The sequence below is a fragment of the Haloarchaeobius amylolyticus genome, assembly GCF_026616195.1.
Taxonomy (GTDB): domain Archaea; phylum Halobacteriota; class Halobacteria; order Halobacteriales; family Natrialbaceae; genus Haloarchaeobius; species Haloarchaeobius amylolyticus.
Map to the genome: position 1 here is coordinate 68,130 of NZ_JANHDH010000003.1, position 24,629 is coordinate 92,758.

Annotated in this window: 19 protein-coding genes; 7 read left to right on the forward strand and 12 right to left on the reverse strand. The window is 66.6% G+C overall.

Translation table 11 applies throughout. The features are described from left to right. Window positions 1-60: 60 nt before the first annotated feature. Window positions 61-1,041 (forward strand): MBL fold metallo-hydrolase, encoded by a 981-nt coding sequence (locus tag NOV86_RS18165; RefSeq protein ID WP_267643187.1) that lies wholly within the window; start codon window positions 61-63, stop codon window positions 1,039-1,041. Window positions 1,042-1,072: 31 nt separating this feature from the next. Here the strand turns inward: NOV86_RS18165 and NOV86_RS18170 are convergent, their stop codons facing one another. Continuing rightward, on the reverse strand, window positions 1,073-2,863 hold the full coding sequence (locus NOV86_RS18170) for an AAA family ATPase (protein ID WP_368408797.1): 1,791 nt from the start codon (window positions 2,861-2,863) through the stop codon (window positions 1,073-1,075). 146 nt (window positions 2,864-3,009) lie between these two features. Here NOV86_RS18170 and NOV86_RS18175 point away from each other — a divergent pair, with 146 nt between their 5' ends. The 3 genes from NOV86_RS18175 to NOV86_RS18185 all read left to right on the forward strand — a co-directional run bounded on the left by NOV86_RS18175 (window position 3,010) and on the right by NOV86_RS18185 (window position 7,100). Continuing rightward, window positions 3,010-4,383, forward strand: a complete 1,374-nt coding sequence (locus tag NOV86_RS18175; RefSeq protein WP_267643188.1) for a nicotinate phosphoribosyltransferase — start codon at window positions 3,010-3,012, stop codon at window positions 4,381-4,383. A gap of 1,447 nt (window positions 4,384-5,830) precedes the next feature. Continuing rightward, the gene (locus tag NOV86_RS18180; protein WP_267643189.1) at window positions 5,831-6,658 is read left to right on the forward strand and encodes a ParA family protein; all 828 of its coding nucleotides are present in this window, start codon (window positions 5,831-5,833) and stop codon (window positions 6,656-6,658) included. Beyond that, window positions 6,651-7,100: a DUF7970 domain-containing protein gene (locus tag NOV86_RS18185; protein ID WP_267643190.1), complete on the forward strand. Its 450-nt coding sequence runs from the start codon at window positions 6,651-6,653 to the stop codon at window positions 7,098-7,100. Before NOV86_RS18180 ends, NOV86_RS18185 begins: the two co-directional genes overlap by 8 nt. Window positions 7,101-7,290: 190 nt before the next feature. On the opposite strand, the gene NOV86_RS18190 is transcribed toward NOV86_RS18185, so the two are convergent. The 5 genes from NOV86_RS18190 to NOV86_RS18210 form a co-directional block, all read right to left on the reverse strand. After that, complete coding sequence (locus NOV86_RS18190) at window positions 7,291-7,713, reverse strand: helix-turn-helix transcriptional regulator (protein ID WP_267643191.1); 423 nt, start codon at window positions 7,711-7,713, stop codon at window positions 7,291-7,293. Between the two features lie 62 nt (window positions 7,714-7,775). Then, the gene (locus NOV86_RS18195) at window positions 7,776-9,452 is read right to left on the reverse strand and encodes a bacterio-opsin activator domain-containing protein (protein ID WP_267643192.1); all 1,677 of its coding nucleotides are present in this window, start codon (window positions 9,450-9,452) and stop codon (window positions 7,776-7,778) included. A 22-nt stretch (window positions 9,453-9,474) separates the two neighbouring features. Next, window positions 9,475-9,924 carry a response regulator gene (locus NOV86_RS18200; RefSeq protein WP_267643193.1) on the reverse strand — a complete coding sequence of 150 codons (450 nt, stop codon included), beginning with the start codon at window positions 9,922-9,924 and terminating at the stop codon, window positions 9,475-9,477. Further along, window positions 9,921-12,947: a PAS domain S-box protein gene (locus NOV86_RS18205; RefSeq protein WP_267643194.1), complete on the reverse strand. Its 3,027-nt coding sequence runs from the start codon at window positions 12,945-12,947 to the stop codon at window positions 9,921-9,923. The genes NOV86_RS18200 and NOV86_RS18205 overlap by 4 nt, the downstream gene beginning before the upstream one ends. Before the next feature lie 97 nt (window positions 12,948-13,044). Continuing rightward, window positions 13,045-14,427, reverse strand: a complete 1,383-nt coding sequence (locus tag NOV86_RS18210) for a hypothetical protein (protein ID WP_267643195.1) — start codon at window positions 14,425-14,427, stop codon at window positions 13,045-13,047. A gap of 364 nt (window positions 14,428-14,791) precedes the next feature. On the opposite strand from NOV86_RS18210, the gene NOV86_RS18215 reads away from it, so the two are divergent. Further along, window positions 14,792-15,343, forward strand: coding sequence for a hypothetical protein (locus NOV86_RS18215; protein ID WP_267643196.1), 552 nt, complete (start codon window positions 14,792-14,794; stop codon window positions 15,341-15,343). On the opposite strand, the gene NOV86_RS18220 is transcribed toward NOV86_RS18215, so the two are convergent. Continuing rightward, window positions 15,344-16,357: a BtrH N-terminal domain-containing protein gene (locus tag NOV86_RS18220; RefSeq protein ID WP_267643197.1), complete on the reverse strand. Its 1,014-nt coding sequence runs from the start codon at window positions 16,355-16,357 to the stop codon at window positions 15,344-15,346. A gap of 339 nt (window positions 16,358-16,696) precedes the next feature. Here NOV86_RS18220 and NOV86_RS18225 point away from each other — a divergent pair, with 339 nt between their 5' ends. Continuing rightward, complete coding sequence (locus NOV86_RS18225; protein ID WP_267643198.1) at window positions 16,697-17,341, forward strand: MaoC/PaaZ C-terminal domain-containing protein; 645 nt, start codon at window positions 16,697-16,699, stop codon at window positions 17,339-17,341. A 7-nt stretch (window positions 17,342-17,348) separates the two neighbouring features. Here the strand turns inward: NOV86_RS18225 and gdhB are convergent, their stop codons facing one another. The 5 genes from gdhB to NOV86_RS18250 all read right to left on the reverse strand — a co-directional run bounded on the left by gdhB (window position 17,349) and on the right by NOV86_RS18250 (window position 23,656). Beyond that, the gene (gene gdhB, locus NOV86_RS18230) at window positions 17,349-18,635 is read right to left on the reverse strand and encodes a glutamate dehydrogenase GdhB (RefSeq protein WP_267643199.1); all 1,287 of its coding nucleotides are present in this window, start codon (window positions 18,633-18,635) and stop codon (window positions 17,349-17,351) included. Window positions 18,636-18,644: 9 nt separating this feature from the next. After that, entirely contained in the window at window positions 18,645-18,791 is a 147-nt protein-coding gene (locus NOV86_RS18235; RefSeq protein ID WP_267643200.1) for a rubrerythrin-like domain-containing protein, read from the reverse strand. Window positions 18,792-18,873: 82 nt separating this feature from the next. Continuing rightward, window positions 18,874-21,723, reverse strand: a complete 2,850-nt coding sequence (locus NOV86_RS18240; protein WP_267643201.1) for a bacterio-opsin activator domain-containing protein — start codon at window positions 21,721-21,723, stop codon at window positions 18,874-18,876. 199 nt (window positions 21,724-21,922) lie between these two features. After that, window positions 21,923-22,984: a zinc-dependent alcohol dehydrogenase family protein gene (locus tag NOV86_RS18245; protein WP_267643202.1), complete on the reverse strand. Its 1,062-nt coding sequence runs from the start codon at window positions 22,982-22,984 to the stop codon at window positions 21,923-21,925. A gap of 48 nt (window positions 22,985-23,032) precedes the next feature. Continuing rightward, a complete protein-coding gene (locus tag NOV86_RS18250; protein WP_267643203.1) occupies window positions 23,033-23,656 on the reverse strand; it encodes a universal stress protein in 624 nt (207 codons plus the stop codon). Between the two features lie 132 nt (window positions 23,657-23,788). On the opposite strand from NOV86_RS18250, the gene NOV86_RS18255 reads away from it, so the two are divergent. Beyond that, window positions 23,789-24,574, forward strand: a complete 786-nt coding sequence (locus NOV86_RS18255) for an N-acyl homoserine lactonase family protein (protein WP_267643204.1) — start codon at window positions 23,789-23,791, stop codon at window positions 24,572-24,574. The last annotated feature ends 55 nt before the right edge of the window (window positions 24,575-24,629 follow it).

Consider the following 24,629-nt stretch of genomic DNA (forward strand, 5'->3'; position numbering starts at 1 on the left):
CATCTCACGTCCCTCTCTGGGCGGAACACGTTTTGGTCCACCGTCCCCACGTACGACCGAATGCCCGACGTGCGACGTATCCCGGTGTCGACCGACTCGAGTGGGAGCCCCGAAGGTGGCAACAGCGCCTACCTGCTGGCCGACCGTGGCGTCCTCATCGACCCCGGCCCGCCCGGGGAGGAGACGTGGCGACGCCTCCGCGATGGCGTCGAAGACGCGGGGCTGGCACTCACCGACGTCGAGCACGTGCTGGTCACGCACTGGCACGCCGACCACACCGGGGCAGCTCCACGACTGGCGAGCGAGGCCGAGGCGACCCTCGCGATGCACGACCGCGACGCGCCGTTGCTCGGCGACTACCGCGCGGCCCGCCAGCGCAGACTCGACCGGGACGCAGAGACGCTGGCACGGTGGGGCGTCCCGCAGGACAGAACCGACCCACTGGTCGAGTTCGATTCGCGCTCCCCTCTCCCCGACACCGTCCCGGTTCGCGAACTCGCCGACGGGGAGACGGTCGAGGGCGTCGAGGTGGTCCACTCGCCGGGCCACACCGCGGGCCACGCGGCCTTCGTTCTGGACGACGAGGGATTCGTCGGTGACGCGGTCCTCCGGACCGTGACGCCCAACGTCGGCGGCGGCGACACCAGACAGTCCGACCCACTCGCGGCGTATCGGGAGACGCTCTCCCGATTGGATGCCCGGGTCGACACGGCCCACCCCGGCCACGGCGGGGCGTTCGACCTCTCGGCGCGCACCGCGGAACTGCGCGCTCACCACAGAGAACGCGGCGTACGGGTCCTCGACGTGCTCGTGAGCGAGGAGGAACGCGGCCCGCTGACGCCCTGGGACGTGGCGACCGACCTCTTCGGAGAGATGCGCGGCTACCACGTCAAGTTCGGCGCTGGGGAGGCGTTCGCCCACCTCGCTCACCTCGAAGGGAACGATGTGGTCGAGCGCGTCGGCGACGACCCGCTGACGTTCGCCGTCGCGGGAGCCGTCTCGGACGCGCAAACTGCGGTCGAACGGGCCTGGGAGCAGTAGGTCGGGAAGAGAGGGCCGCCTCTCTCGTGCCCTACTGGAAGGCAGCGCCGACCGAATCCGTCTCGTCCTCCCGGTCCGCGAAGGCGGTGGCGAAGTCGTCCCGCGTGATTCTGGGGGTGTGCTGGGTGTACTGGTTGGCGTCACCGTCGAGGTGGCGCCGCATCGCGTTCCTGGCCGCGCTCTCACAGACCGCTGCGACGTCGGCGCCCGAGAAGTCGTCGTCCGTGTTGCCGACGAGCCAGTCCAGCGTGACCGCGTCGGCCGTCGGTCGGTCGCGGGTATGGACCGCGAAGATGTCGCGGCGAGTCGCCTCGTCGGGTTTCGGGACGTGCAGGTGGAGGCCGAACCGGCCCGGGCGCAACAGCGCCTCGTCGATCATGTCCAGTCGGTTCGTCGCCCCGACGACGACCACGTCCGAGAGCCCCTCGAGCCCGTCGAGTTCGAGCAGGAGCTGGTTCACGACGCGGTCGGTAACGGTGTCGCCACCCTGGTCGCCGCGATGCGTCGCGATGGAGTCGATCTCGTCGATGAAGACCACCGCGGGGGCGTTCTCGCTGGCGACCTCGAACACCTGTGCGACGAACTTCTGTGACTCGCCGACCCACTTGTCCATCACCTCGGGGCCCTTCACCGAGAGGAAGCTACTGTCGGTCTCGTTCGCGATGGCCTTCGCCAGCAACGTCTTGCCGTTCCCGGGTGGCCCGTGCAACAGGACCCCGCGAGCGGTGTCGATGGCCATCTGGTCGCACAGGTGCGGGTGGTTGCGGGGCCACTCGATAGCCTCACGGAGTTCCCGTTTCGCCTCCTCGAGCCCGCCCACGTCGTCGTAGCCGACGTCGGGGGTCGACACCTGCTTGGTCAGGCGCTCCTGGAGCTCGGACGGGTCGGTCTCGTCGCCCCCGAAGTCGAAGACGGTCGCCTCCGCGTCCTCGTCGTCGTACTGGAAGCGGAGGTTGGCGTCGTGCGTGTACGCCGAGTCGGCGTACTCCATGGCGAAGGACTGCTCCTCGGCCGGGTACGCTGGTTCGAGTTCGACCCGCAGGCCGTTCACGGCCCGCTGGAGGTCCTCTCGATGGACGACCCCGTCACCGTCCTCGCGGGACTGGGCACGGTGCATCGCTCGCCGGGCGACAGCACGGATGTCGGCCGCGGAGACGCGGTCGAACCCCCGTAACGTCTCCTCGACCACTGCGTCCGAGAAGCCAGTGTGTGTGCCAGCTGCCTCGAACGTCTCGCGGACGATGGCGCACCGGTGGGCCAGATTCGGCGCGTGGACCGGCCAGAGCTGGTCGAACACGCCGGGTCGTCGCAGTGAGGTGTTGAGCTCGTCGAGGTGGGAGACGGTCGCGAACACGAACACCTCTCTCGTCGGGTCCTCGGCGATGCTCGCGAGTCGGCGTTCGATGGACAGCGCCGTCGTCGGCTCGGCGGCGCTGGTGAGTCTGTCGAGGCCGTCGAGGAGCAACGCACAGGGCTGTGCCCGACTGGCCGCCTCGAAGAGGTCCTCGAGGATCGCAGACGTGTCGCGGTCGGACGCCAGCGTCCCGGGTGTCACGTGCAGATAGGGGACGTGGAGTGTCCCGATGGCTGCCCTCGCGAGCCGTCGCTTCCCGGTCCCGACCGGTCCCGAGATGAGGACGGTCGAGACCGCTGCAGATACCGGGCCTGTCTCGTCGACTGCGGGCAGGCGCCGCCTCCACTTCCGGCGCTGTGGCTCCGGCCAGGGCGTCTGTGCGATGGTCTCCGTCGGTGGGGGCGCGAACTCGATGGGCTCTCGTGTCGGGTCGAATCGCGGCTCCGGTCGGGCGTGGTGTTCGGACAGTGTTTCTCGACCTCTATCGTCCGTATCGTGTCGAACTACTAAACTTTCATCGTGGCTTTGATGATTACCGTTCCGGGCGGGTCCACACGGGGACGTTGAGGGCTCCGGGCTGAGGCTATAGGCCCGGCCTGAGTAGTTCCTGTACGATGCCGCCGACGAATTTCGGGTACGTCACGCCCGAGAACCTCCCCCTGTTCACGGACCGGTACGAACTGACGATGCTGCAGGGGTACCACTCGCAGGGCCACGACCCGGAGGCGACGTTCAGCCTCTTCTTCCGGGACTTGCCCGACCAGCGCGGGTACGCCATCGCGGCCGGCCTCGAACAGGCGCTGCACTACGTCGATACCCTGGCGTTCGGCGAGCGTGCCCTCGCACACCTCGAGACCGAGGGCTTCTCCGAGGACTTCCTCGAGCGTCTCCGCGAGTTCTCCTTCTCGGGGGAGATTCGCGCCGTCCCCGAGGGGACGCCGGTGTTCCCGAACGAGCCCCTGCTCGAGGTCACCGCGCCCATCTTCGAGGCGCAGCTCCTCGAGACCGCGCTCATCAACCAGGTCAGTTTCCAGACCCTCGTCGCCACGAAGGCGCGGCGGATGCGCGACGTGGTCGACCGGTTCGGCGAGGACCAGTCGCTGGTCGACTTCGGCTCCCGTCGGGCGCACGGGACGGATGCGGGGCTGAAAGCCGCCAGAACGGCCTACCTCGGTGGGTTCACGGGTACCTCGAACGACGCCGCGGGTGAGGCCTTCGACATCCCGGTGTTCGGGACGATGGCGCACTCGTGGGTGCAGAGCTTCCAGACCGAACGCGAGGCGTTCGAGGCATTCGTCGCCGAGTACGGCGAGGAGAGCACCCTGCTCGTCGATACCTACGACACGGTCGCGGGTGCACGCCTCGCCGTCGAGGTCGCCGAAGAACACGGGGTCCCCCTCGACGGGGTCCGACTGGACTCGGGTGACCTCGTCGCGCTCTCGAAGGAGGTCGCCGACATCGTGGGCGATGCCGATATCTTCGTCTCCTCCGGGATGGACGAGTTCAAGATACGCGACTTCCTGACCAGTGGCGGGGTTGCAGCGGGCTTCGGCCCAGGGACGAAACTCGTCACGAGTGCGGACCAGTCGTCGCTCGATGCCGTGTACAAGCTCGTCGCCGTCGAGGAGGACGGGGAGATGGCGCCCACGATGAAACTCTCCCCCGGGAAGGTCACGTATCCCGGGGCGAAGAGCGTTCGTCGCGTCACCCGTGATGGGTCGCCTGTCGAGGACGTCCTCGGCGTGCGCGATGAAGAACTGCCGGGACAGGAACTGCTCCAGCCCGTGGTCGAAGGTGGTCGCATCGTCGCCGACCTTCCGACGCTCGACGAGAGCCGGGATGTGGCACTCGAATCGGTCCGGCGGTTCCCCGAGAACGTCCGCGCAATCGAGCAATCTGAATCGTATCCCGTCCGTGTCAGCGAGGGGCTCTCGACGACCACCGACGAACTCGAACGAGAACTCGAATCTCGTGTGGATCGCGAGTGAGTCGCCGCCCCCTACTGTTGGCTGTGTAGGCTGTGCGAACATTCTACACTGTGTGAACTGTTCGAATTCTGCGCGGCTCGGGCGCTATCAGGCCCGAAGGGCGACCGTTCTGGGATCTTCACCCACGGGAAGTTCTGAATGTGCACACATTGTACGAAGTCCACGAATTGTGCACGGTCTGAACCTCTGGGACTGTGTCTACTTCCCTCGGCTCTTTCTCTTCTGGTTCACTACTCAACTGTGAATACAGTGTACAATGTTTACACCGTGTACACGGTTTCAGATGTTTTGGCTGTCTGGACAGCGTTTGTGTCGATCTCCAGCTGGTTGAGGACACGATGTGTGTACTGTCTACACTGTGTAGGATGTCTATACTGTTGACACAGTAAACAGCACAGACAGTCCGAACTGGGTCGACAGTGCGCACCGCCTCAGCAGTCTCGACGGTCGAGACAGTCACTACGGTCCACGAGGTTGGAGAAGTGCAGGACGTCCACACAGTCTACACAGTGTGCAATTCCTGGGCAGTCCGTACGGTCTGAACTGCACGCGATGCGTAGAATGTACAGCTGCCCCTGGCAGTTTCGGCAGTCTACACCGCCTACACAGCCCACACTTTCCAATCCGCGGATGAACGCCTGAATAACTATCATTCGAGAGCACACAGTCTAAACTGTCTACAAAGTCTGGAAATAGAATGGGTCTGAACAGGAGATTCTGGCTTTTATGGCTGTAGCTACTATATTAAAATGTGTAGACCGTCTAAACATTCCTGTAAGTGTCTCTTCTCCACTTTCTACTCCTTGCACTCAGATTGCACCAGAAGATCGTGGATGCAGTTTACACGTCGTACAATGTCTGGACTGTGCTGACAGTCTCGACAGTACGCAGTGTGCACGATGCCTGGACCTCGATGACGGTGAGCTGGGGCTGGAACTCTCGAACTGTGCAAAATGTGTACACAGTATAGACTTTGTACACAATCCGCGCCGCTCAGACTGTATCCGCGGCCCACGCTGTCGAGACGGCTCACCCGTTCTGGGATCCGTCACACCGTCTACACTGTATACCCTTCGTACACTGCCCGGACAGTTTCGACAGTCACCGAGTTCCAACTCCCACGGTCGTCCCATTTGAACGGAAAGGTGTGCACGGTTTAGACAGTTCACACTTCCCACACGCTCTCCCCGCCCTTACAGATGGGGACACCCGCGATTACCTCGCCGGAGACTCTGTCTACACTGTCTACACATCGTGGACCTCGTAGACTGTCTGAACTGTCAGCGATACCGTTAAGTCGTCGGGTGGAGACGGTACTGACCGTGCGGAACGCCCGCACCGCCTGCACGGCCCACACGGTGTAGAACGTCTACACCGTTTCGGCGTCCTGGGCCGTCTCGCGCCGCAGGCGGTGCGAACCGTCTACACAGTGTACACATCCACGACCATGAGCACACCACGCGCGGTAAGCGTCGCCCTACAGAAAGGCGGCGTCGGGAAGACGACGATAGCCATCAACCTCGCGGAGCGACTCGCGAACCGGGGGCACGACGTCCTGCTCGTCGACCTCGACCAGCAGGGGAACGCGACGGAAGGCGTCGGACTGGCAGACGCCTACACCGCGGAGACCCACATCGGGGACGTCCTCGTCGACGATGGCGATGCCACCCTGGGTGACATCATCCGGACGACGGACACCCTCGACGTGTTGCCCGCGAACGAGGACCTCGACGGGGTCGAGAACACCATCCGGAGTGCGACCTTCGGCGAGCTCTGGATCCGGAACAAGATAATCGAACCACTGCTCGGTGACGAGTACGACTACATCGTCATCGACTCGCCCCCGAACCTCGGGCCGCTCTCGGACGCCTCGCTCATCGCGAGCCAGCACGTCATCGTCCCGCTCCGGATGAGCGAACCGAGCGTGAGTGGGTTCGAGCGCATGTTCAAACAGCAGATCGTCCCCATCCGCCAGGAGATCGACCTCGACATCCTCGCCATCGTCCCGAACGCGACGTCCGGGACCAACGAGGAGAAGCGCATCATCACCGACCTGGAGGAGTCCCAGTTCGGCGAGTTCCTCCCCACGTTCGGCCGGTCTGCACACTTCGACGACCCCGAATCCCCGGGGCCGGGCATCCGCGAACGCATCGCGTTCCGGCGCTCCTGGCGCGAGGGGCTCCCCCTCGCGGAGTACGACCCCGAGAACGACATGCTCGGGCGGCTGGACGAACTGGCCGGTGTCGTCGAGGACGGAGGTGTCGCAGATGCCTGACGACAACCGGTTCGCAGGCCTGAGCGAGGCCGTCGAGGGTGAGGAGGAGGTCGAGGAACCGGACGAGGTGGCTCCCGATGCCGACTCGGAGCCGACCCAGTCGACCGAATCGACCGAATCAACCGAGCCTACGGCCGATTCGGCGTCGACGACCGAGGATACGGAATCCGAGGCTGAATCCACGGGTGAAGACGAGGAGCAGGAAGAAGAGACGGACCCGTCCGCGTTCCCCTTCGACGCGACGAAGAAGAAGACGGTGTACGTGCGCGAGCCGACCATCGAGCGACTGGAGGACGCCCAGGCTCTGGTCGACGCCCAGCTCCGGACCGAACACGACGTCCGGAGCCTGACCGGGCGCGAGTTCTACGACGCGGTGTTCCGTGTGGCGGCATCGGACACCGACGCGCTCATCGAGGAGATCATCGAGGCCCGCGAGGAGTAGGTATACACCGTATGTCGCGATATAAAATCAGGCGGGCAGTGTGAACCCCAGCCTTCGCGAAGCACACGTTGGCAGCCGACGCGCTACTTGCGTCGAGAACCGTCAGTACAGGAAGAACAGGCACTCACACGTCTGACCAGTCGTACGCGAATCCGGCCGGCACGCGACAGTCAACTTCTCGCCGTTGCAGTCACTCCACGTGGTCAGGGACGGTCCCTGGCAGGTAGACGACCTTCTCACGGCCGGCCCTGATGCGGACGACCGAGTCCTCGCGCTCCATCCGTTTGAGGAGTCGGCTGAGCGAGGAACTCGACCATGCCGTGTGCTCGTAGAACGCTTGCTGACGCATCTTGCCGCCGTGAGCACGGAGCAACTCGGTGACGAACTGCTCGGGCAGCAGACCGAGTTCCTGCGTGACGTCGTTCGGCGTCTCGAGGGTCTCGGGCTCGAATCGATCGAAGAACTCCTGGTGTCGTACCCCGGAGGTTCCAGCCGGTTCCTCGAGCGGCTGGGCTGGTTGTTCGGGGCTCGCGTCGGGAGGGTCGGCTGTCTCGTTGAACCCGGTGAGGACCCGGTCGAGACTGTCGCGTAACTTCGAGAGCTTCCGGTCCACAGTTGTTACTCCGTGGTACTCTCTGCTCCCCCTAATTCTGGGCATGCCAAATTTTGGATGCGCTACGAGCGTTCGACGAGCGTCCGGAGTAACTTGCGTTCGCCGGCGCGGATGTGGTGATGGAACGTGGAGGGGGAGATGTCGAGGGACTCGGCGATGTCGACGCCGGAGTTCTCGCGCGGCGATTCGAAGAACCCGGAGAAGAACGCGGCCTCGAGCGCGGCACGCTGTTTCTCGGTCAACTCGTCGGAGACGACGGACGAGAGTGACTGGGCCGGGTCGCTGTCTCGCGTCGTCTTCCTGTTCGCGACGACGGTCGTGTCCGGGTACTCCGCTTTGAACACGTCGAGGACGCGCCGGGTATCCGAGCCCGGTGGCAGGTGGATGGTGATGTCGAAGTGCCCGTCTTCGATGGTGAACCGGGCGATGCGACCGCCCATCTCGGCGACGGTCCAGATGACCGGGGGTTCGCTGAGGCGCAACTCGAAGCGCGAGGTCTCGGCCTTCGGGTCGTCGATCTCGACCGCCTCGTGGTGGTCGAACCGGTCGACCAGCTCGTGGAGCACCTCGACGCCGTCGGCCGGGACGGTCCCGTACTGGAGGAACTCGCCGTCGCCGAGGGGGATGGTCCGGTCGATGGTGATCGACTCCCCGGGTGGGAGTGCCACGTCGATCTGGTCGAGGACGCTCGGAATCTGTACCTGGAGTTCGACGACCTCCTCGCCCAGCAGCGCCTGTTTCCGGTTGATGGCGTTGATGGCGTGCCCGAGGACCTCACCGAGACGACCGATGACCTGCCGTTCTTTCGAATCGAACGCGTCGGAGGCGCTGGCCCGGAGGACCACCACCCCGTAGGCGGTCTCCTCGTGGACGACGGGGATGGCCGCGACGGCCCGCACGCCCGCCTCTCGGACACGCTCCTCCCAGGGGTTCCCGCCCTGGACGTCCTGTGCGACAGAGACGCTTCGGCTCCGGATGGCCTCGAATATCGGGTGGACCGGGTCGTCGTCGCGGGTGGGTGCCGCCTCGTCGGCCAGCGTTTCGGCTGGTGCACGGTCGATGCCAGCCTGGGCGCGGGCGGTGACCACGTCGTCTGTCCCGCCAGCCTCGGCGAACCAGGCGGAGTCGTAGAGGTCCGCCGCCGCGAGGTGTTCGCAGGCGAGGGACTCGACCTCCTCCCGGGTTGTCGAGCCGATGGCAAGGTGGGAGATCTCGTGGACGAGTTCGTTCAGGGAGTTCAGGGTCGCCAGCCGGTCGCGTTGCTGTTCGAGTTCTCGCTCCTGGGCCCGTCGCTCGATGGCGTGATGGACCGAGCGCACGAGCAGGCTGGCGTTGATCTCGCCCTTGACGAGGTACTCCTCGGCGCCGCGCTTGAGTGCCTCCATCCCGACGTCGCGGTCCTGGACGCCGGTGAGCACGACGATGGGAACGGTCTCGTCGTATTCCCTGACGCCATCTACCGTCTCGAGGCCCCTGCTGTCGGGGAGGTTGAGGTCGAGGAGGACCGCGTCGGGCGGGTCGTCGTCGAGTCGGTCGAGGCCGTCCTGCAGCCGAGTCTCGTGTTGCAGGGTCGGACCCCAGTCGTCGGCAGTGACGGTCTTGTCGGGGTCGTCCGGTCTCCCCGCATCGTTCGCACGGACCTCGAGTTCCGTGGCGTCGTGCAGCAGTTCCTGGATGTAGCGCGCGTCGCCGGCGCTGTCCTCGATGAGCAATAGCGTGAGCGAGTCGTGGCCTTTCATGTGCGTGTCGTGTGAGTGGATATCAGTCGTCTGTCGGTGGGAGTTTCACCAGTTCGAACCAGAACTCCTCCAGCGTCCTGACCAGTTCGACGAAGTCGTCGGGACTGACCGGCTTGGTCAGGTATGCGTTCGTGTGGTTCTCGTAGCTCTTGACGATGTCCTCCTCGGCTTCGGAGCTCGTGAGGATGACGACGGGTATCTGGCTGAGAGTGGGGTCCGACTTGACCTCTTCGAGGACCTCCAGTCCGTCCACCCGCGGGAGGTTGAGGTCGAGGAGGACGAGTTCTGGGGGCACCGCGTCGGCGTAGTCCCCACGCTGGTAAAGGTAGTCCAGTGCCGCCTCGCCGTCGTTGACGACGTGGAGTTCGTTGTTGATCTTCCCCTCCTTGAACGCCTCCTGTGTCAGGCGAACGTCGCCGGGGTTGTCTTCTACGAGCAGGATGTCGATCGGGTCGCTGTCTTGATGATTCATTGAAGATCTCCGTCGGCCGGGATGGTGAACTTGAACGTCGAGCCCTCGTCCCGGTCGGACTCGACCCAGATCTGGCCATCGTGCCGGTCGATGATGCGCTGGCACAGCGCCAGCCCGATTCCGGTGCCCGAATACTCGTCGTGCGTGTGGAGTCGCTCGAACACCTCGAATATTCTGTCGTGCATGTCGGGGTCGATGCCGATGCCGTTGTCCTCGACGGCGAACACCCACTCGTCCCCCTCGCGGCTGGCATCGATGGTCACCTCCGGGTCCCGTTCGTCGTGTCGGTACTTCAGTGCGTTCGAGACGAGGTTCTGGAACACCTGTTCGAGCTGGTTCGCGTCGGCCTGCACGGTGGGTAACGAGCCGACGGTCACCGTCGCGTCCTCGTCCTGTATCTGCATCTCGAGGTTCTGGAGTGCCCGGTCGACGACCGCCTCGGTATCCGTGGGCTCGAACGACTCCGCCTCGGTGTCGATGCGCGAGTACGCCAGCAGGTCGTCGACCATGTCGCGCATCCGGTTCGCGCCGTCGACGGCGAACTCGATGAACTCCTGGCCGTCCTCGTCGAGGTCGTCGGCGTAGCGCGACTCGACGAGCTGGAGGTAGTTCGAGACCATCCGGAGCGGTTCCTGGAGGTCGTGGGAGGTGATGTACGCGAAGTGTTCGAGGCGTTCGTTCGACTCCGCCAGGGCGTCGACCATCTCCTCGCGCTCCTGCCGGTAGGTATGGCGCTCGATGGCGGTCGCGAGCAGCGCCGAGACGCTCTGGACGAACGTCACGTCCTCGTCGCCGTACGAGCGTTGTTCCGTATCGTGGGTCCCGAGGATGCCCCACGGGTCGTCGTAGGGACCGATAACGGTGCTGATGCCGCTGGAGACGTCGTGGGAGGTGAGCAGGTCCGGGCCCGAGAACCGCGTCTCTGTCGCCATGTCCTCGACCACGACGGGGCCGCTCGTGCGCAGGGTGTACGACGCCTGTGAATCGTCTTCGACGGCCGAGACGGTCGCCTCGCCGACGATGCCGTCGCGCCAGCCGACGCCCTGTCGCAACAGGAGTTCCTCCGCGTCCTCGTCGAGGTCGAGCACCTTGCAGTAGTCCACGTCGAGGACGTCGGTGACGAGGTCGCTCGCCATCTGGAACAGGTCGTCGAGGTCCGGCTGCTCGAGCGCGTATCGACCCAGCCGCGAGACGGCCTCCTGCTGTCGAGCCCGCGTCTCGAGGTCCTCCTCGTACTCCTTGCGGTCGGTGATGTCGCGGACGACCCCGACGCGGCCGCGGCCGCCCTCGACATCGAACTGCTTGAACCGGCTCTCGACGGTGATCGTCGCCTGCTCGGCTGTGTGGAGGCGCTCTTCGAATACGGCCACGTCCTGTCCGTCGTCCTCGAACAGGTCGTGGGCTTCGGCGTCGATGTCGTCGAACTTCTCGCCGAAGACGAGCGAGGCGTGACTGCCGAGCAGTTCGGCCCGGTCGAACCGCGTCATCGACACCATCGCGTCGTTCACGCGCTGGAAGCGGGCCGCTTCGTCGAGGACGTAGACGCCGTCGTCGACCGTCTCGACGATGCGTTCGTACTCGTGCAACTCGCGTTCCCGCTCGACGCTCTCGTAGGCGGCCTCGGCGTTCGCGGCGAGGAGTTCGATCAGGTGCTGGAGGTGCTCGTCGAAGGCGTCGACCTCCCGGGAGCCACAGATGAGGACGCCGTGGTCGCCCATCGGGACGAACACGCCGCCTCGCATCTCGGTCTCCTCGGTCGACGCGTCGTTGTACTCGACGTCGAGGATGTTCTCGAACCGCCGTGGCTCGCCGCCCTCGAACACGTGGCCGGTGAGGGTGCTGTCGTCGGCCGGGATCCGGGGGAGCGAATCTCGCATGAGTCCTTCCGCCATCGACGCCATACCGGGGTAGAGTTCGTCGCTGCACTCGTCGTAGCGGTAGACGCCGACGCCGGGGACGTCGAGGACGTTGACGGCCGCCTCGACGATGACCTCGCTGACCTCCTCTTTCGTCGTCGCTCGCAGGAAGGCCTTCGCCGTCTCATTCAGCGTCCGCAGCTGGTTCTCTTCTCGCTTCCGTCTGGTGATGTCTCGGACGATGCCACACCGGCCTTGACCGTCTCCCGTCGGGAACTCCTGGAACCGACTCTCGACCGGGACCCGGTCGCCGTCGCTCGTGTGGAGTTCCAGCTCCAGCGTCGCCGTCTCCTGTTCGCCCCGGTGGATCTGCGCTTCGAGTTCCTCGACCTCGGGGGTCAGCTCGTCGTCGTAGACTGCTGCGGCGTGTCGGCCCAGGAGTTCGTCGCGGTCCCAGCCGGTCATCTCACAGAAGGCCCGGTTGGCGAGGATGAACCGACCATCGTCGTCGACCGCGTAGACGCCGTCGTCGACCGTCTCGACGATGCGTTCGTACTGTTCGAGCTCGCGCTCGCGTTCGATGCGGGCGCTCACGTCCCTGACCACGCCGACGCGCTCGTAGACGCCGTCCGTGTCCGACAGGAGCGAGAAGGTCGCCTCGGCCTGGACGGTCTCGCCGCTCGCGGTGTTGATGTCGGCCGTTATCATCGCCGTCTCCTTCGTCCCGGCCCGGAGGTCCGTCTCCCGGTCGTTCGCTCGCTCGATGGTCTCCTCGTCGACCACCTTCGAGGCGTGCGACCCGAGGAGTTCCGAACGGCTGTACCCGGTCAACTCGACGTAGGCGTCGTTGACCATCGTGAAGTAGCCGTCCGGGTCGACCGCGTAGACGCCGTCCTGCATCGTCTCGAGGATCTTCCGGTGGCGGTCCCAGGTCCGGCCCTGGTCGTCCGGGGGCCGCCACCAGAGGCGCGTCTCCTCACCGACGACCTTCGAATCGAGGTCGCCGCGACGCTCCAGGGATTCGAGCCGCTCTCTGGCCGTCTCAGGTGAACAGTCCAGCGACGCTGCGACCTCCTCGACCGTTCGAGGGGTGTTCGCGTCGTCCGATACGAACCACTCGAGGGTTGTTGTGAGCCCGTCGCTCGCCCCAGACCCCGATGTTCCCATATTTTGGACTGGCGGTGGTGTCGGTTAAACCTGTCTCATACGATAGATTACAGGAGACGGGGCTGCGGCCGTGGTGCCTGCCCAGCTGTCGGGGCGGTTACACCTGGTACCAGTTCACCGGCTCGCCTGCGTACTGGTCGGGGATGTCGCCGACGCCCCAGCCGGTTCCCGTCGTCTCGATGTAGGCGTACTCCCGCCCGTCGAGGCGGTACTTGTAGGCATCACCGTGCTGATACCAGAGGCCGACGGCCATGTGGCCGGGCGGCTGGATGAGGACGGCGTCGTAGCCGAACGGGTCGGCCTCGAGGATGCTCGCGAGGAGGATGGCCGTGTCCTCGCAGTCGCCCTCGAGGGAGACGAGCGTCTCCAGGGCGAACTTGGTGTAGTCGTCGTACCCCATGCTCACGTCGTCGGAGACGTAGGGGAGCGCCTGGACGAAGTCGATGGCGAACTCGACCTGCTGGAACGGGTCGGTGATACCGTGGTTGTCGGCCTCGGTGACGAGGAGGCTGGCGAGTTCGGGTGCGACCCCCTGCAGGAGTTCGTACTTGACGTACTCGTGTCTGGACCGCCCCCGGGGCCGTGCACTCGCGCGGTCGAAGGCGGACTTGAACGCGAGGAAGCTCACCGACCAGCTCCGGCCGGCGGTCCGCCCGGTGAGTGTCAACAGGTACGCGCCCTCGATGGGATAGCGCGAGAACCGTTCGTTGGCCGCCTGCGGGTGGTTCTCGGTCCGGGGGGCGCGACGGATGCGGTCGTCGTCCGGGTAGATGACGAACGGGTCGGTCTCCATGACGAACTCGGTGCGGCTCTCGGCGACGGTCCGGATGTCGGCGTCGTCGGGGAGGAGGACGGCCACGTAGTGCAGGCGTTCGTTCCGGGGGGCGGTGTCGAGGTTGATGTCGACGGAGACGGTCGTCTCGCCCTCCGAGCGGACGAACCTTTCGCTCGTGGCCTCGGCGACGAACTTCTTGCGCGGGTAGACGAACGCCCCGACCCAGACCTTCGCGACCTCGCTGTTCATCGCGGGCTGGTTGGGGTAGACGTCGACCGAGACCGAGTCGATGCCGTACTCGCTGACGTGGGTACGTGTCTGCCAGTACTCGTCGGTCACGGTGAGCCGGCCGTCGTCGGCCTCGCGGGGAGGAACGGGTTCTGGGGTCGAGGTCTCTGCGGGTGACGGGGCCGTCGAGTTCGTGGTGTTCGTGGAGTTGGTGCCGGCCGTCGTCTCCGCCTCGCCGAGCGCGCGTGCCGAGGGGACCAGTGTCTCGGGGGGCGACGGTGCGGCCTTGAGGGAGACGAAGGGGACCTGCTCGGCCGTGCGGTCCATCTGCTCGGGGTCGTCGACGAAGTTGTCGCGGTCGAGGAGTCGCCGGTAGCTCCCGACGTCCTTCGCCGGTGGTGCCTCGACGGTCGTCAGGCAGCCACTGACGAGCGGCACGCTGGTGGCGATGGCGCCGAGCAGGTGCCGCCTGTTCATGTTACCGACCTATAACGACCGGAAGGTTAAAAAGTATACTGTTGACGTTTGTCAAACCTAGGCTACCTGATGTGATAGAACCGCACGACAGCGGTGTGCTGAATCCGAATGTGGTCGACTGTACATTGACGTACAGGTTGCCACACCGGTCGGGGCTGATACCGGGGAGCCCCCTACCGGCTCTCCGGACCAGCCACGCCAGACCAGCACCTCCCTTCCCCTCCAGGATAGTCCGGGTCCGCGAACACCACGGCACGCAGAACCGGGTCTGAGACGGGCTGAATCGCCGAAACGGCAACAATCTTGATAGTCTAGTACCGTGGACTACGAGGCAACGACCCCCCGGTCGACCCACCGTCTCCCAATGGACCCACTGTTCGTCGCCGAGAACCTGCCCCGATGGCTCGCGTTGCCACTCCTGCAGTTGCTGCTGGTGGTTGCCGGCATCCTCATCGAGAAGACCTACGTCAGCCGGGTCACCCCGTTCACCGGCGCGATGGCGCTGTTCGTCCACGTCGTCGCGTCGGGGTCGACCGACGTCTTCGTCGGCCTCTACCTCGACGTCGGCCTCGTCGTCGGCGTGTACGGGCTGTACGCCTACACCCAGAACATCCCGGTCGAGCGCCCGGAGTTCAAACTGCTCTCGTTCTTCGCGTACGGCCCCCTGACTGTCCTGCTGGTCATCGTGCTCCCGCCCTGGCTGCTCGCGGCGGCCCTGCTCGCGGGCGCGGTGGTCAACATCAAGCTCATCGACGAACTCCAGCCGGCGAAACCGTACTACTACGGCCACCCGGACGACGAGCACGACGAGGGCGGGGCGGGGATGGAGGACATCATCGCGGTGGTCCGCGACCGTGTCCGCGAACTGTACGCGGCCCTCGACCTCGACACCGGCGAGGGCGACCGGGCGAGCTAGTCAGAGCCGGTCCCGCAGGGTCCGGTAGAGTTCCTCTTCGCGGTCGGCGACCGCGAGCACCTGCTCGCCCGCCTCCTCGTAGGCCGCCTTGGCCTCGTCCTCCTCGTCCGCGAGGCCCGCCCGTTTGAGGCTCTGGCCGATGTCGGACCAGTCCGACGCGATCTCGTGGGCCTCCGCCGCGAGTTCCGCGGTCACGAGGTCGGTTCGCTCGGCTGCCTCGTCGAGGAAGGGAGCGAACAGGCCGCGGAAGGCGCCGCCACCGGTTCCACGCTTCTCGACGTTCTGGTAGGCGAAGCGGGTGCACCAGGTCGCGTCGGGCAGGGCCTGCCAGTCGGGGAGGTCGCGCCCGAACGCACGCATCCCGGCCAGGCCGTGCGTGCCCGTGCTCGTGCTCGCGTCCGAGAACGAGAACGACTCGGGTTCGAGCATCGTCTTCGTGGTCAGCGCGATGCCGTCGTGGATGGCGTTGGCGACGGGCCGGGTCGGCTCCTCCCCGGTCGGCGCGAGCCAGTGGTTCCGGATCGGCCCGAAGAAGCCGTGGTCGGAGTCGAGCGAGTCGGCGAGCTGGTCGAGGGGCAGGCGCTGGACGTCGTCGAACTCGCTGTCTGCGAGCAACACGGTGTCGTCCTCGTGGCCGACGGCGACGACGACGTGCGGGCTGAAGTGGACGTCCGAGTCGAAGTACTCGAGGTAGTAGATGTCGACGAACAATAGGACCGGCCGGCCCGCATCGAGATGTGTCCGGATGTCGGTCCAGGCGTCGTCGAAGGGCTGGCCGTCGCGTTCCTCGAAGGTGATGCCGAGGTGGTCGTAGAAGCCCGTCTCGAGCCAGGGGGACCGGCCGACGAACTGCCGCGTCGGCGAGTCCTCGCGCTCGATGTAGCTGAACCCGAGGCCGGCGCCGATGCCGAAACACAGCGGTTCGGAGAGCCCCCACTCGTTGAAGTCGGACACGTCGCGCAGGGAGGTAGAGCCGCAGTGGTTCCCCGTCTCGTGTGCGAAACCCGTGAGCATACGCCGAGTGACTGCGTCGGGTGCAAAAATCGTGCCGACTCGTCGTCGCGCTGGCGACGGGACTGCGAGGGGACCCTGCCCTAGCCGGCAGCCGGGTCCTGACAGACGGGGCAGACGGTCTGGTCGTCGCTGTGCTCCAGGTCCGACTGGGAGCCGGTCCAGCCGCACATCGGACACTGCACGGGCTCGGAGTTGGCCATAAGCCGTCTTGGATGTCTCACTCGCGCCCGAAAAGGGTGGTGCCGAAGTGTCTGTACGGGGGCGGCGCTCGGGGACTCCGAGGCAACTGGGATACGGCTGGAATCCGTACTGGACGGTAGGAATCTGGAGGCCACTGCCATGCCCATCGACCCAGTCTGCGGGATGAACGTCGAGGAAGCGGACGCCGAGACAGCACGCTTCGATGACCGGACCTACTACTTCTGCTCGGCCGACTGTCGCGACCTCTTCGAGAAGGACCCCGAGACGTTCGTCAGCGAGCCCTTCCCGCACCTGACGCGCGCCAGTGGCGTGACGGTCCCGCGGGTTCCCTACGGTCGCGCGAAGGGGACGGTCGAACTCGACATCACGGAGCCGGGGACCCTCGCGGTCGGGGACAGTGCGACCTTCACGAAGGAACTGACCGAGGCTGACGTGCGGAAGTTCGCGGAGGCGACGGGGGACACCAACGCCCTGCACCTGAGCGACGCCTTCGCCGCGGAGACGCGGTTCGGGGGCCGCATCGTCCACGGGACGCTGGTCTCTGGGCTCATCAGCGCCGCACTCGCGTGTTTCCCCGGGCTGTCGATCTACCTCTCGGAGTCGCTGGAGTTCAAGCAGCCGGCGAGGATCGGCGAGACGGCGCGGGCGACCTGCGAGGTCCTGGAGGTGCTGGGGGACGACAGGTACCGGCTGGCCACTCGAATCGAGAACGCGGCCGGCGAGGTGCTGGTCGACGGGACCGCGACCATCCTGCTGGACGACCTTCCGGCGTTCGCGGAGTGACCCCGACTCAGGGCCAGAGGCCGCGGGCTTCCTTGGCCTTCCCGATGCGTTCGAGGGCGACGATGTAGGCGGCGTCCCGCCAGCTCACGTCGGCGGCCTCGACCTCGGCCCTGACGTCGTCCCAGGCCGAGAGCATCTCGGACTCGAGTTCGTTGGCGACGCGCTCTTCGGACCACTGGCGCCGGTTGATGTCCTGCAGCCACTCGAAGTACGAGACGGTCACGCCGCCGGCGTTCGCGAGGATGTCCGGGAGCACCGCGACGCCGCGCTCGTCGAGGATGGAATCTGCGCCCGAAGTGGTCGGGCCGTTGGCGCCCTCGACGACGATGTCGGCCTGGATGCGGTCGGCGTTGTCCCTCGTGATGACGTTCCCGACGGCGGCCGGGATGAGCACGTCCACGTCGAGTTCGAGGAGGGCCTCGTTCGTGATGGTGTTCGGGGCGTCCTGTGCCATCACGCCCTCGGCCTCCTCGCTGTGGGAGGGGACCGCGTGGGTGTCGAGCCCGGTCGTGTCGTAGAGGCCGCCGTTCACGTCGCTGACGGCCACGACGGTCGCGCCCCAGTCGTCGAGCAGGCGGGCCGCGTTGGCACCGACCGACCCGAAGCCCTGGACGGCGACGGTGGCGTCCGAGATATCGAGGTCGTGGTAGCGCATCGCCTCGCGGGCGATGATGGCCACGCTCCGGCCCGGCGCTTCCTCGCGGCCGTAGCTTCCGCCGATTATCGGGGGCTTCCCGGTCACGACACCGGGGATGGTCTCGCCCTGTTGCATCGAGTAGGCGTCCATGAACCACGCCATGGTCTTCGCGTCGGTCCCCATGTCGGGCGCGGGGATGTCCTGACTGGGGCCGACCTCGTCGCGGATCTCCTCGGCGAACCGGCGGGTCAGGCGCTCTTTCTCCTCGGTGGAGAGGTCCTTCGGGTTGACCACGATGCCACCCTTGGCGCCGCCGAAGGGGAGGTCCATCACGGCGCATTTCCACGTCATCCACATCGAGAGCCCGACGCACTCCTCGGCCGTCACGTCGGGATGGTAGCGCAGGCCGCCCTTGTACGGGCCGCGGACGTCGTCGTGCTGGGCGCGATACCCGGTGAACACCTCGACGGTCCCGTCGTCGCGCTTCAGGGGGACCGAGACCTCCACGACGCGGGTGGGGTGTCTGAGTCGCTCGATGACGCCCGGGTCCACGTCGACGTGGGTCGCAGCCTCGCGGAGCTGTCGACGGGCAGTCTCGAGTGCGGACTCGTGGGCGGGCTCCTCGACTGGGTCGTCGTCGGTAACCTGCATTGCCATGGGCGCGGATTATTCGAAGGGGGTGCCGCAGTTGCGCATGGTCCCGCCACACTCCGGGCACTCGACGGGCGAGGAGTCGTCCCGGACGCGGGCGCTACAGCTGAAACATTCGTAGGCGGTCGTCGTCTCTGCGATGTCGGGTGCGTCGCGAACCATTGAGTTGCAAATATTGCTATCGGATGGACGGACAAAGCGAACGAGGTTGAATAGTCCACACCCGACCGAAACAGACGGTTGACTATTCAACCGCCGGCTGGGGTCGGTCGCGGTCGACGAGGCCCGCGAAGAGTTTGCGCTCGATGCGGTTGATGTGGTCGTAGAAGGCGGTGTGGGAGATGCCGAGGCGGTCGGCCACGTCCCGGCCGGTCACGTCGCGGTCCGCGTCGAAGAACCCGCAGTGGTACGCGACCTGTGCGACCTCGCGCTGGCGGTCGGTGAGCCCCGCGTCGTCGCGGTCGTCGGTCTCGATGGGGCGTGGCTCCTTGCGCTGGGAGACGAGGTCGACCGAGGCGAATCGCTGGGAGAGCATCTCGTCGACCGCGCGGATGGTGGCCGTGTCCGGCACGTCGACGACGAGCTGGACGGCCCGGGGTGTCGCCACCAGCCGTCGACGGGTCGCGCCGTGGCTCGCGAGCAGCGCCGTCACGAACTGGCCGCGGACGGCGAAGCTCACCAGTCCCTCGTCCTCCCCGTCGCGGATGCACTCGGCCGCGGTCACGTCGACGTAGGAGGCCGCCTCCTCGACCACCGCCTGTGGCGAGGCTCCCTCGACGGTCACGAACACGAGTGTCGTCTCGTCCGAGCGAGAGACCTCGCTCTCGACCGTGAGGATACAGTCGAAGCGCTCGGCGAGACGCAACAGGACCGACGCGGGGTCGCGGATCTCGTGTTCGAGGCGGAACACGGAGTCGCTGCGGAGGGCCTCCTTGCGCTGGATGCTATTGATGGCGGCGCCGATGGTGGTGCCGAACTCGGCGAACACCGACTGGACCGTCTCGCCGAAGGAGTACGGCTCGTCGTCGTAGACGGTCAGCGTCCCGAAGGAGACGCCGTCGTAGACCAGCGGAATCGAGAGCACGGAGTCGAAGTTCCGCGAGACGGCCTCCTTGCACCACGCCGCCTCGTGGAGCCTGTCGGCGACGTTGGGCACGACGGTCAGGGCGCCATCGCGGAGCGCCTGTGCGGCCGGCTCCGGGGCGGTGTCGTCGCCATCGACCGAGAGCGAGACGCTGTCGAGGTAGCCGGCGCCCGTCGCCGCCCATTCGCGGGGTCGCAGCCGCCGGTTCCGCGCGGTCGACTCGGCGATCCACGCGAACGCGAACCGTCCCTCTGCAGTCAGTTGCTCGACGACGGCGCGCTCGATCTCCTCGCGGGTCTCGGCCGCCACGAGCGCGCTGTCGATGTCGCGGATGATCTCGTTGACCTGGTTCACCTCCGAGAGGCGGTCGTTCTGCTCCTGGAGCGCCTCGTCTCGCTCGCGAAGCGCCGCCTCCCGGGCAAGGCGGTCGAAGGCAGCCTCCGTCGTCGCCGCGAGCAACTCGCCGACCTCCTCGTCGACCCCGTCGAGGCCCGCCTCCTCGACCGCCCCGACGAGCAACACACCGTGTTCGCCCAGTGGGACGACCGTGTAGCCAGTGAGGTTCGCCAGGACGCCCGCCCGTCGATCGGAGTCGGCCGGGTCTGGGGTTGCAGCGGGTCGGGTGGTCGTGCCCTCGAGGTAGGCCCGGCTGATGGGGTGGCGCTGGTCCAGCGTCACGTCGGGGAGCGAGCCGAGGTGGTCCCAGATTGGCTGGGACGCGGCGAGGGGATACAGCGTGTTCTCGGCGTCGTCGAGCCGGTAGAGGGCGACCCCGCCGTTGGTGAGCGCGGTGGTCGCGTCGCGGGCGACCTGGTTGGCGACCGCGGTCGTGGTTTCGGCGTAGAGCAGTTCTCGGCTGGTCTCGTGGAGCTGGGTGAGCGCCTGCTCGCGCTGCTTTCGCGTGGTGATGTCGCGACAGCTGTAGAGCCGTGTACCCTCCTGGATGGAGACGTTCCGGACGTTGACGAGGAGGGTGTGCTCGTCGCCGGCCTTGTCGGGTGCGGTGCACTCGATGTTCGTGATGACCGTCTCGGATTCCAGCCGGCGCTCGTCGAAGAGGTCCGCGCCGAGGAGTGCGTCGATGGTGCCGAGGTCGTAGATCTCCTCGGCGGTGTAGCCGAAGATGAAGTGGACGTTCGGGCAGACGTAGGTGAACTCGCCCGCGTCGTTCGTCACGAGAACGGTGTCGGTCATGTTGTTCAGCGTGACGCGGTGGAGCTCCTCGGAGGCCTGGAGTTCGGCCTCCAGTTGCGCGCGCTCGGCGAGGACGTCGCCCTGGACGAGCAGGTCGCCGGCGTCGGTCGGTCGGACGCGGAACTCGAGTCTCTCCTGCTCGCCGGTTGCTGTCGAAAGCACTGCCTCGAAGCGGCTGAGGTCGCCCTCTCTGGCGTCCTGCACTGCTTGCTGGGCCTCCCGCTTCGTGAGTTGCCCGTCGCGCCAGGGCAGCGCCCAGAACCGCTTGCCGGTGTAGCGGTCGCCCTCGCCGCCGAGGGCGTCGTCGGCCGTCGCGTTGAGCGACTGGATGGTACCATCCCGCGCGAGGACCGCCACGAACCGGTCCGGGTCGTCGGCGACGGCCTGGAATCGTGCGCCCCGCCTGCGCTCGCGGGCGTGGTCACGCTCTCGTTCGAGGACGGTCGCGAGGCCGGCCTCGCCGACGGTTCCCGGCCCAGTCTCGTCCATGGGCACGACCCACGTCGCGGGGGTACAGTCGGCTGCTTCAACTGACTCGGCAGTCTCCGGGGCGAGGACGAACGGGCGTGGATTCTCGCCCATCTGGGTGGTCTCGGCGAGGTCGCGACCGGTCCCGTCGTCGAGCTGCTGGGCGCTGACGACGATGTCCGGCGGGGTGTCTCCGCCGAGGCGGTCACGGGCAGCCGCCGTCGTGGAGACGGGTGTGGTGTCCAGTCCATCGACCTGCTCGACGACCGGGCCGACGTGTGAGCGCCAGGCTGTCGACCCCACGAGGAGGACCGTCACCGGAGACGCGGGGCCCCTGTCCGGGTGCATGTCGCTAACTGAATGGGGTCGGCGCGAAAAGGTTGCCCCTCCCGGTTCTCGGACGGTCCCACTGGAATCGGTGTCCGCCAGAAGGCGATGACGCGTCCACAAGCAGGAACCATCGCCGGCACGTCGTTCGAACTGTCTACACAGTGTAAACATTCGACACTGTGTGAAATGTGTTTACGTCCCAGGAGTCGTAGATGATTCAGAACTCGGTCACGACTTCGATGCCACTCGTCTCGTAATCGCTCATGGCAGCCAGTCGGTCGGAGACCGCCGCCAGTGAGACGCGATTGGTGACCAGCGCACCCGGGTCGAGCCGGCCCGACGCCATCATCGTCAGCAGTTCGTCGTAGCGCGAGGGCGGCATCCCCCGCGAGCCGAGGAAGTCCACGTCCCAGCGCGTCATCGCGTCGATGGGCAAGGCGACCTCGCCCTTCTCCGCCTCGGTCGTCAGGCCGAGCTGGACGTGGGTGCCTCGCGTCGCGAGGCAGTCGACGCTGTTGCGGCAGGTCTCTGCGCGCCCGAGGGCGTCGACAGATACGTCGGCGCCGCCGCCGGTTCTCTCTTGGATAGCTCCCGGCACGTCCTCGGTCGCACTGGCATCCACTATCGCGTCGGCGCCCAGACGCTGGGCCATCGAGAGCGGTTCCTCGCGGACGTCGACCGCGACGACGCTGGCCCCGAGCGCAGACGCGATCTGCACCCCTGCGAGGCCGAGCCCGCCGCAGCCGTGGATGGCGACCCAGTCACCACCCCCGACCGCGGCCCGGTGCGAGAGCGCGTGGAAGGCGGTGACGTAACGACACCCGAGCGCGGCGACGTCCTCGGCCGAGACACCCTCGGGGAGTGTAACCGCGTTGAAATCGGCGTTGGGGACGTGGACCTGTTCGGCGAACGCGCCCGGGGCATCGGCCTCGAAGCCGAGGGCGTAGCCGTCGTCACAGACGTTCCCGTGGCCGTTGCGACACTGTGGGCAGGTGCCGTCGCCGAGGTTGAACGGGACGGCGACGCGGTCGCCGACCGCGAGTTCGGTCACCTGGTCGCCGACCGCGACGACCGTCCCTGCGGGTTCGTGGCCGAGTACCTGCCCGAGTGGTACCTGGTCGTCGGCCCACTCGCCGTGGCCCTGCCAGGCGTGCCAGTCGCTCCGGCAGATGCCACAGGCCTCGACCTCGACGACCGCACCATGCTCTGCAGGCTCCGGGGAGTCGAGCGATTCGAGGACGAGTGGTTCGCCGTATTCCTCCAGGACGAGCGCGCGCATGCGGACCCAGACCCGCGCCGGCGGCTTAAAATTTCAGCGGGTAGGTGGTCATCGGTCGCGCTTGCCGAGCACCCGGGTGTTCCCGCTCCGGTTGTCGACGTAGACCGTCCGACTCTCGCCGTCGGCGTCCGCACGGACGACCCAGAGGGGCTCCTCGCGGTAGGGGTCCTCCTCGACGGAGACGTCGTCGTACCCCTCCTCGCGGAGTGCGTCGACCGCGAGTTCGATGGCCTGGTCCGCGGTCGTGACCACGAAGTCCGACTTGTCGAGGCGGACGACGAGCGTGGGCGTATCGACCGACCGGATGACGCGCTCGGTGACGCTCCCGAGCAGGTACCGGTCGACGCCGGTCCGGGCGTGGGTCCCGAGCACGATGAGGTCGATGTCGTGCTCCTCGCTGTAGTCGCGGATCCGTTCGTGGGGCGTGCCTACCTCGATGGCCGTCTCCACCGTCACGCTGGTCTTCGCCGCGAGGTCGGTCACCTTCGAGAGTGCCTCCTCGCTCGAGGGTGGATTCGGTCGCCTGTCCAGCTCGTGGAAGTCTTGATTCGGACTCTCGACGTAGAGCGCGTGCACTGTCGCGCCGAACTGCTCGGCCAGTTCGAGTGCGTGCTTCGTCGCGTTCTCGGACCCGGGGCTACCGTCTGTCGGAACCAGGATGTGCTCGTACATGGTCGGTGCTCCAGATGACCCTTCGCCCTCCCGGCAGAAATAGGTGGGAGGCACTTCCATCCCGGTGAGAAACTGCCCCCGGGCGGCCGGCTCGCCAGCAACCGTTACCCGGCTGGCGTGCGACTATCGCCCATGGCCAGTCTCGACCTCACGCCGGTTCCCCGTGGGCACATCGTCGCCGACGAGTCGTTCCTCTTCGAGGGCACGTCGGTCGCGACCGCCTCGGAGCCCGACCCCACGCACGACCGTCGGCGCTGTCCGGTGTACAACGTCGTCATCGACCACCCCGACGCGACCATCCTCTGGGACACCGGCTCGCACCCGGACGCGGGGGACGGGCACTGGCCCGCCGAGCTGTACGACGCGTTCACCCACGAGGACACCCGTCGACTCGCGGACGACCTCGACGCGGTCGGGTACGACATCGACGACATCGATGCGGTCGTCATGAGTCATCTGCACCTCGACCACGCCGGCGGCCTGTACAACTTCGCCGGGACGGACGTCCCGATCTACGTCCACCGCGAGGAGTTCGAGTTCGCACACGTGAGCGCGAAGACCGCCCACGGCGACGAGGCCTATCTCGCCGGCGACTTCGACCACGACCTCGACTGGCACCTGGTCTCCGGCCCGCGGTCGACACCGTTCCCGGACGTGGACCTCTTCCATCTCCCCGGGCACTCGCCCGGTTTGGTCGCGACTGCGATTCACCGCGAGGAGGGGACCGTGATTCTGGCCGGCGACATCGGCTACGTCAGAGAGAACTGGACCGAGCGTCGCCCGATGGGTGGCGCCCTGCTCTGGAACAAGGAGGACTGGCTGGCGAGCTGTGCCCGGCTGGACGACCTCGCGACGCGGTTCGACGCGACCGTCGTCGTGGGCCACGACCCGGACGCGATGGAACAGCTACAGAGGTGAACTGGGGGTGCCGGGGACCCGGGCTATAATGTCTGCGACGTGGTCACCACCGTCT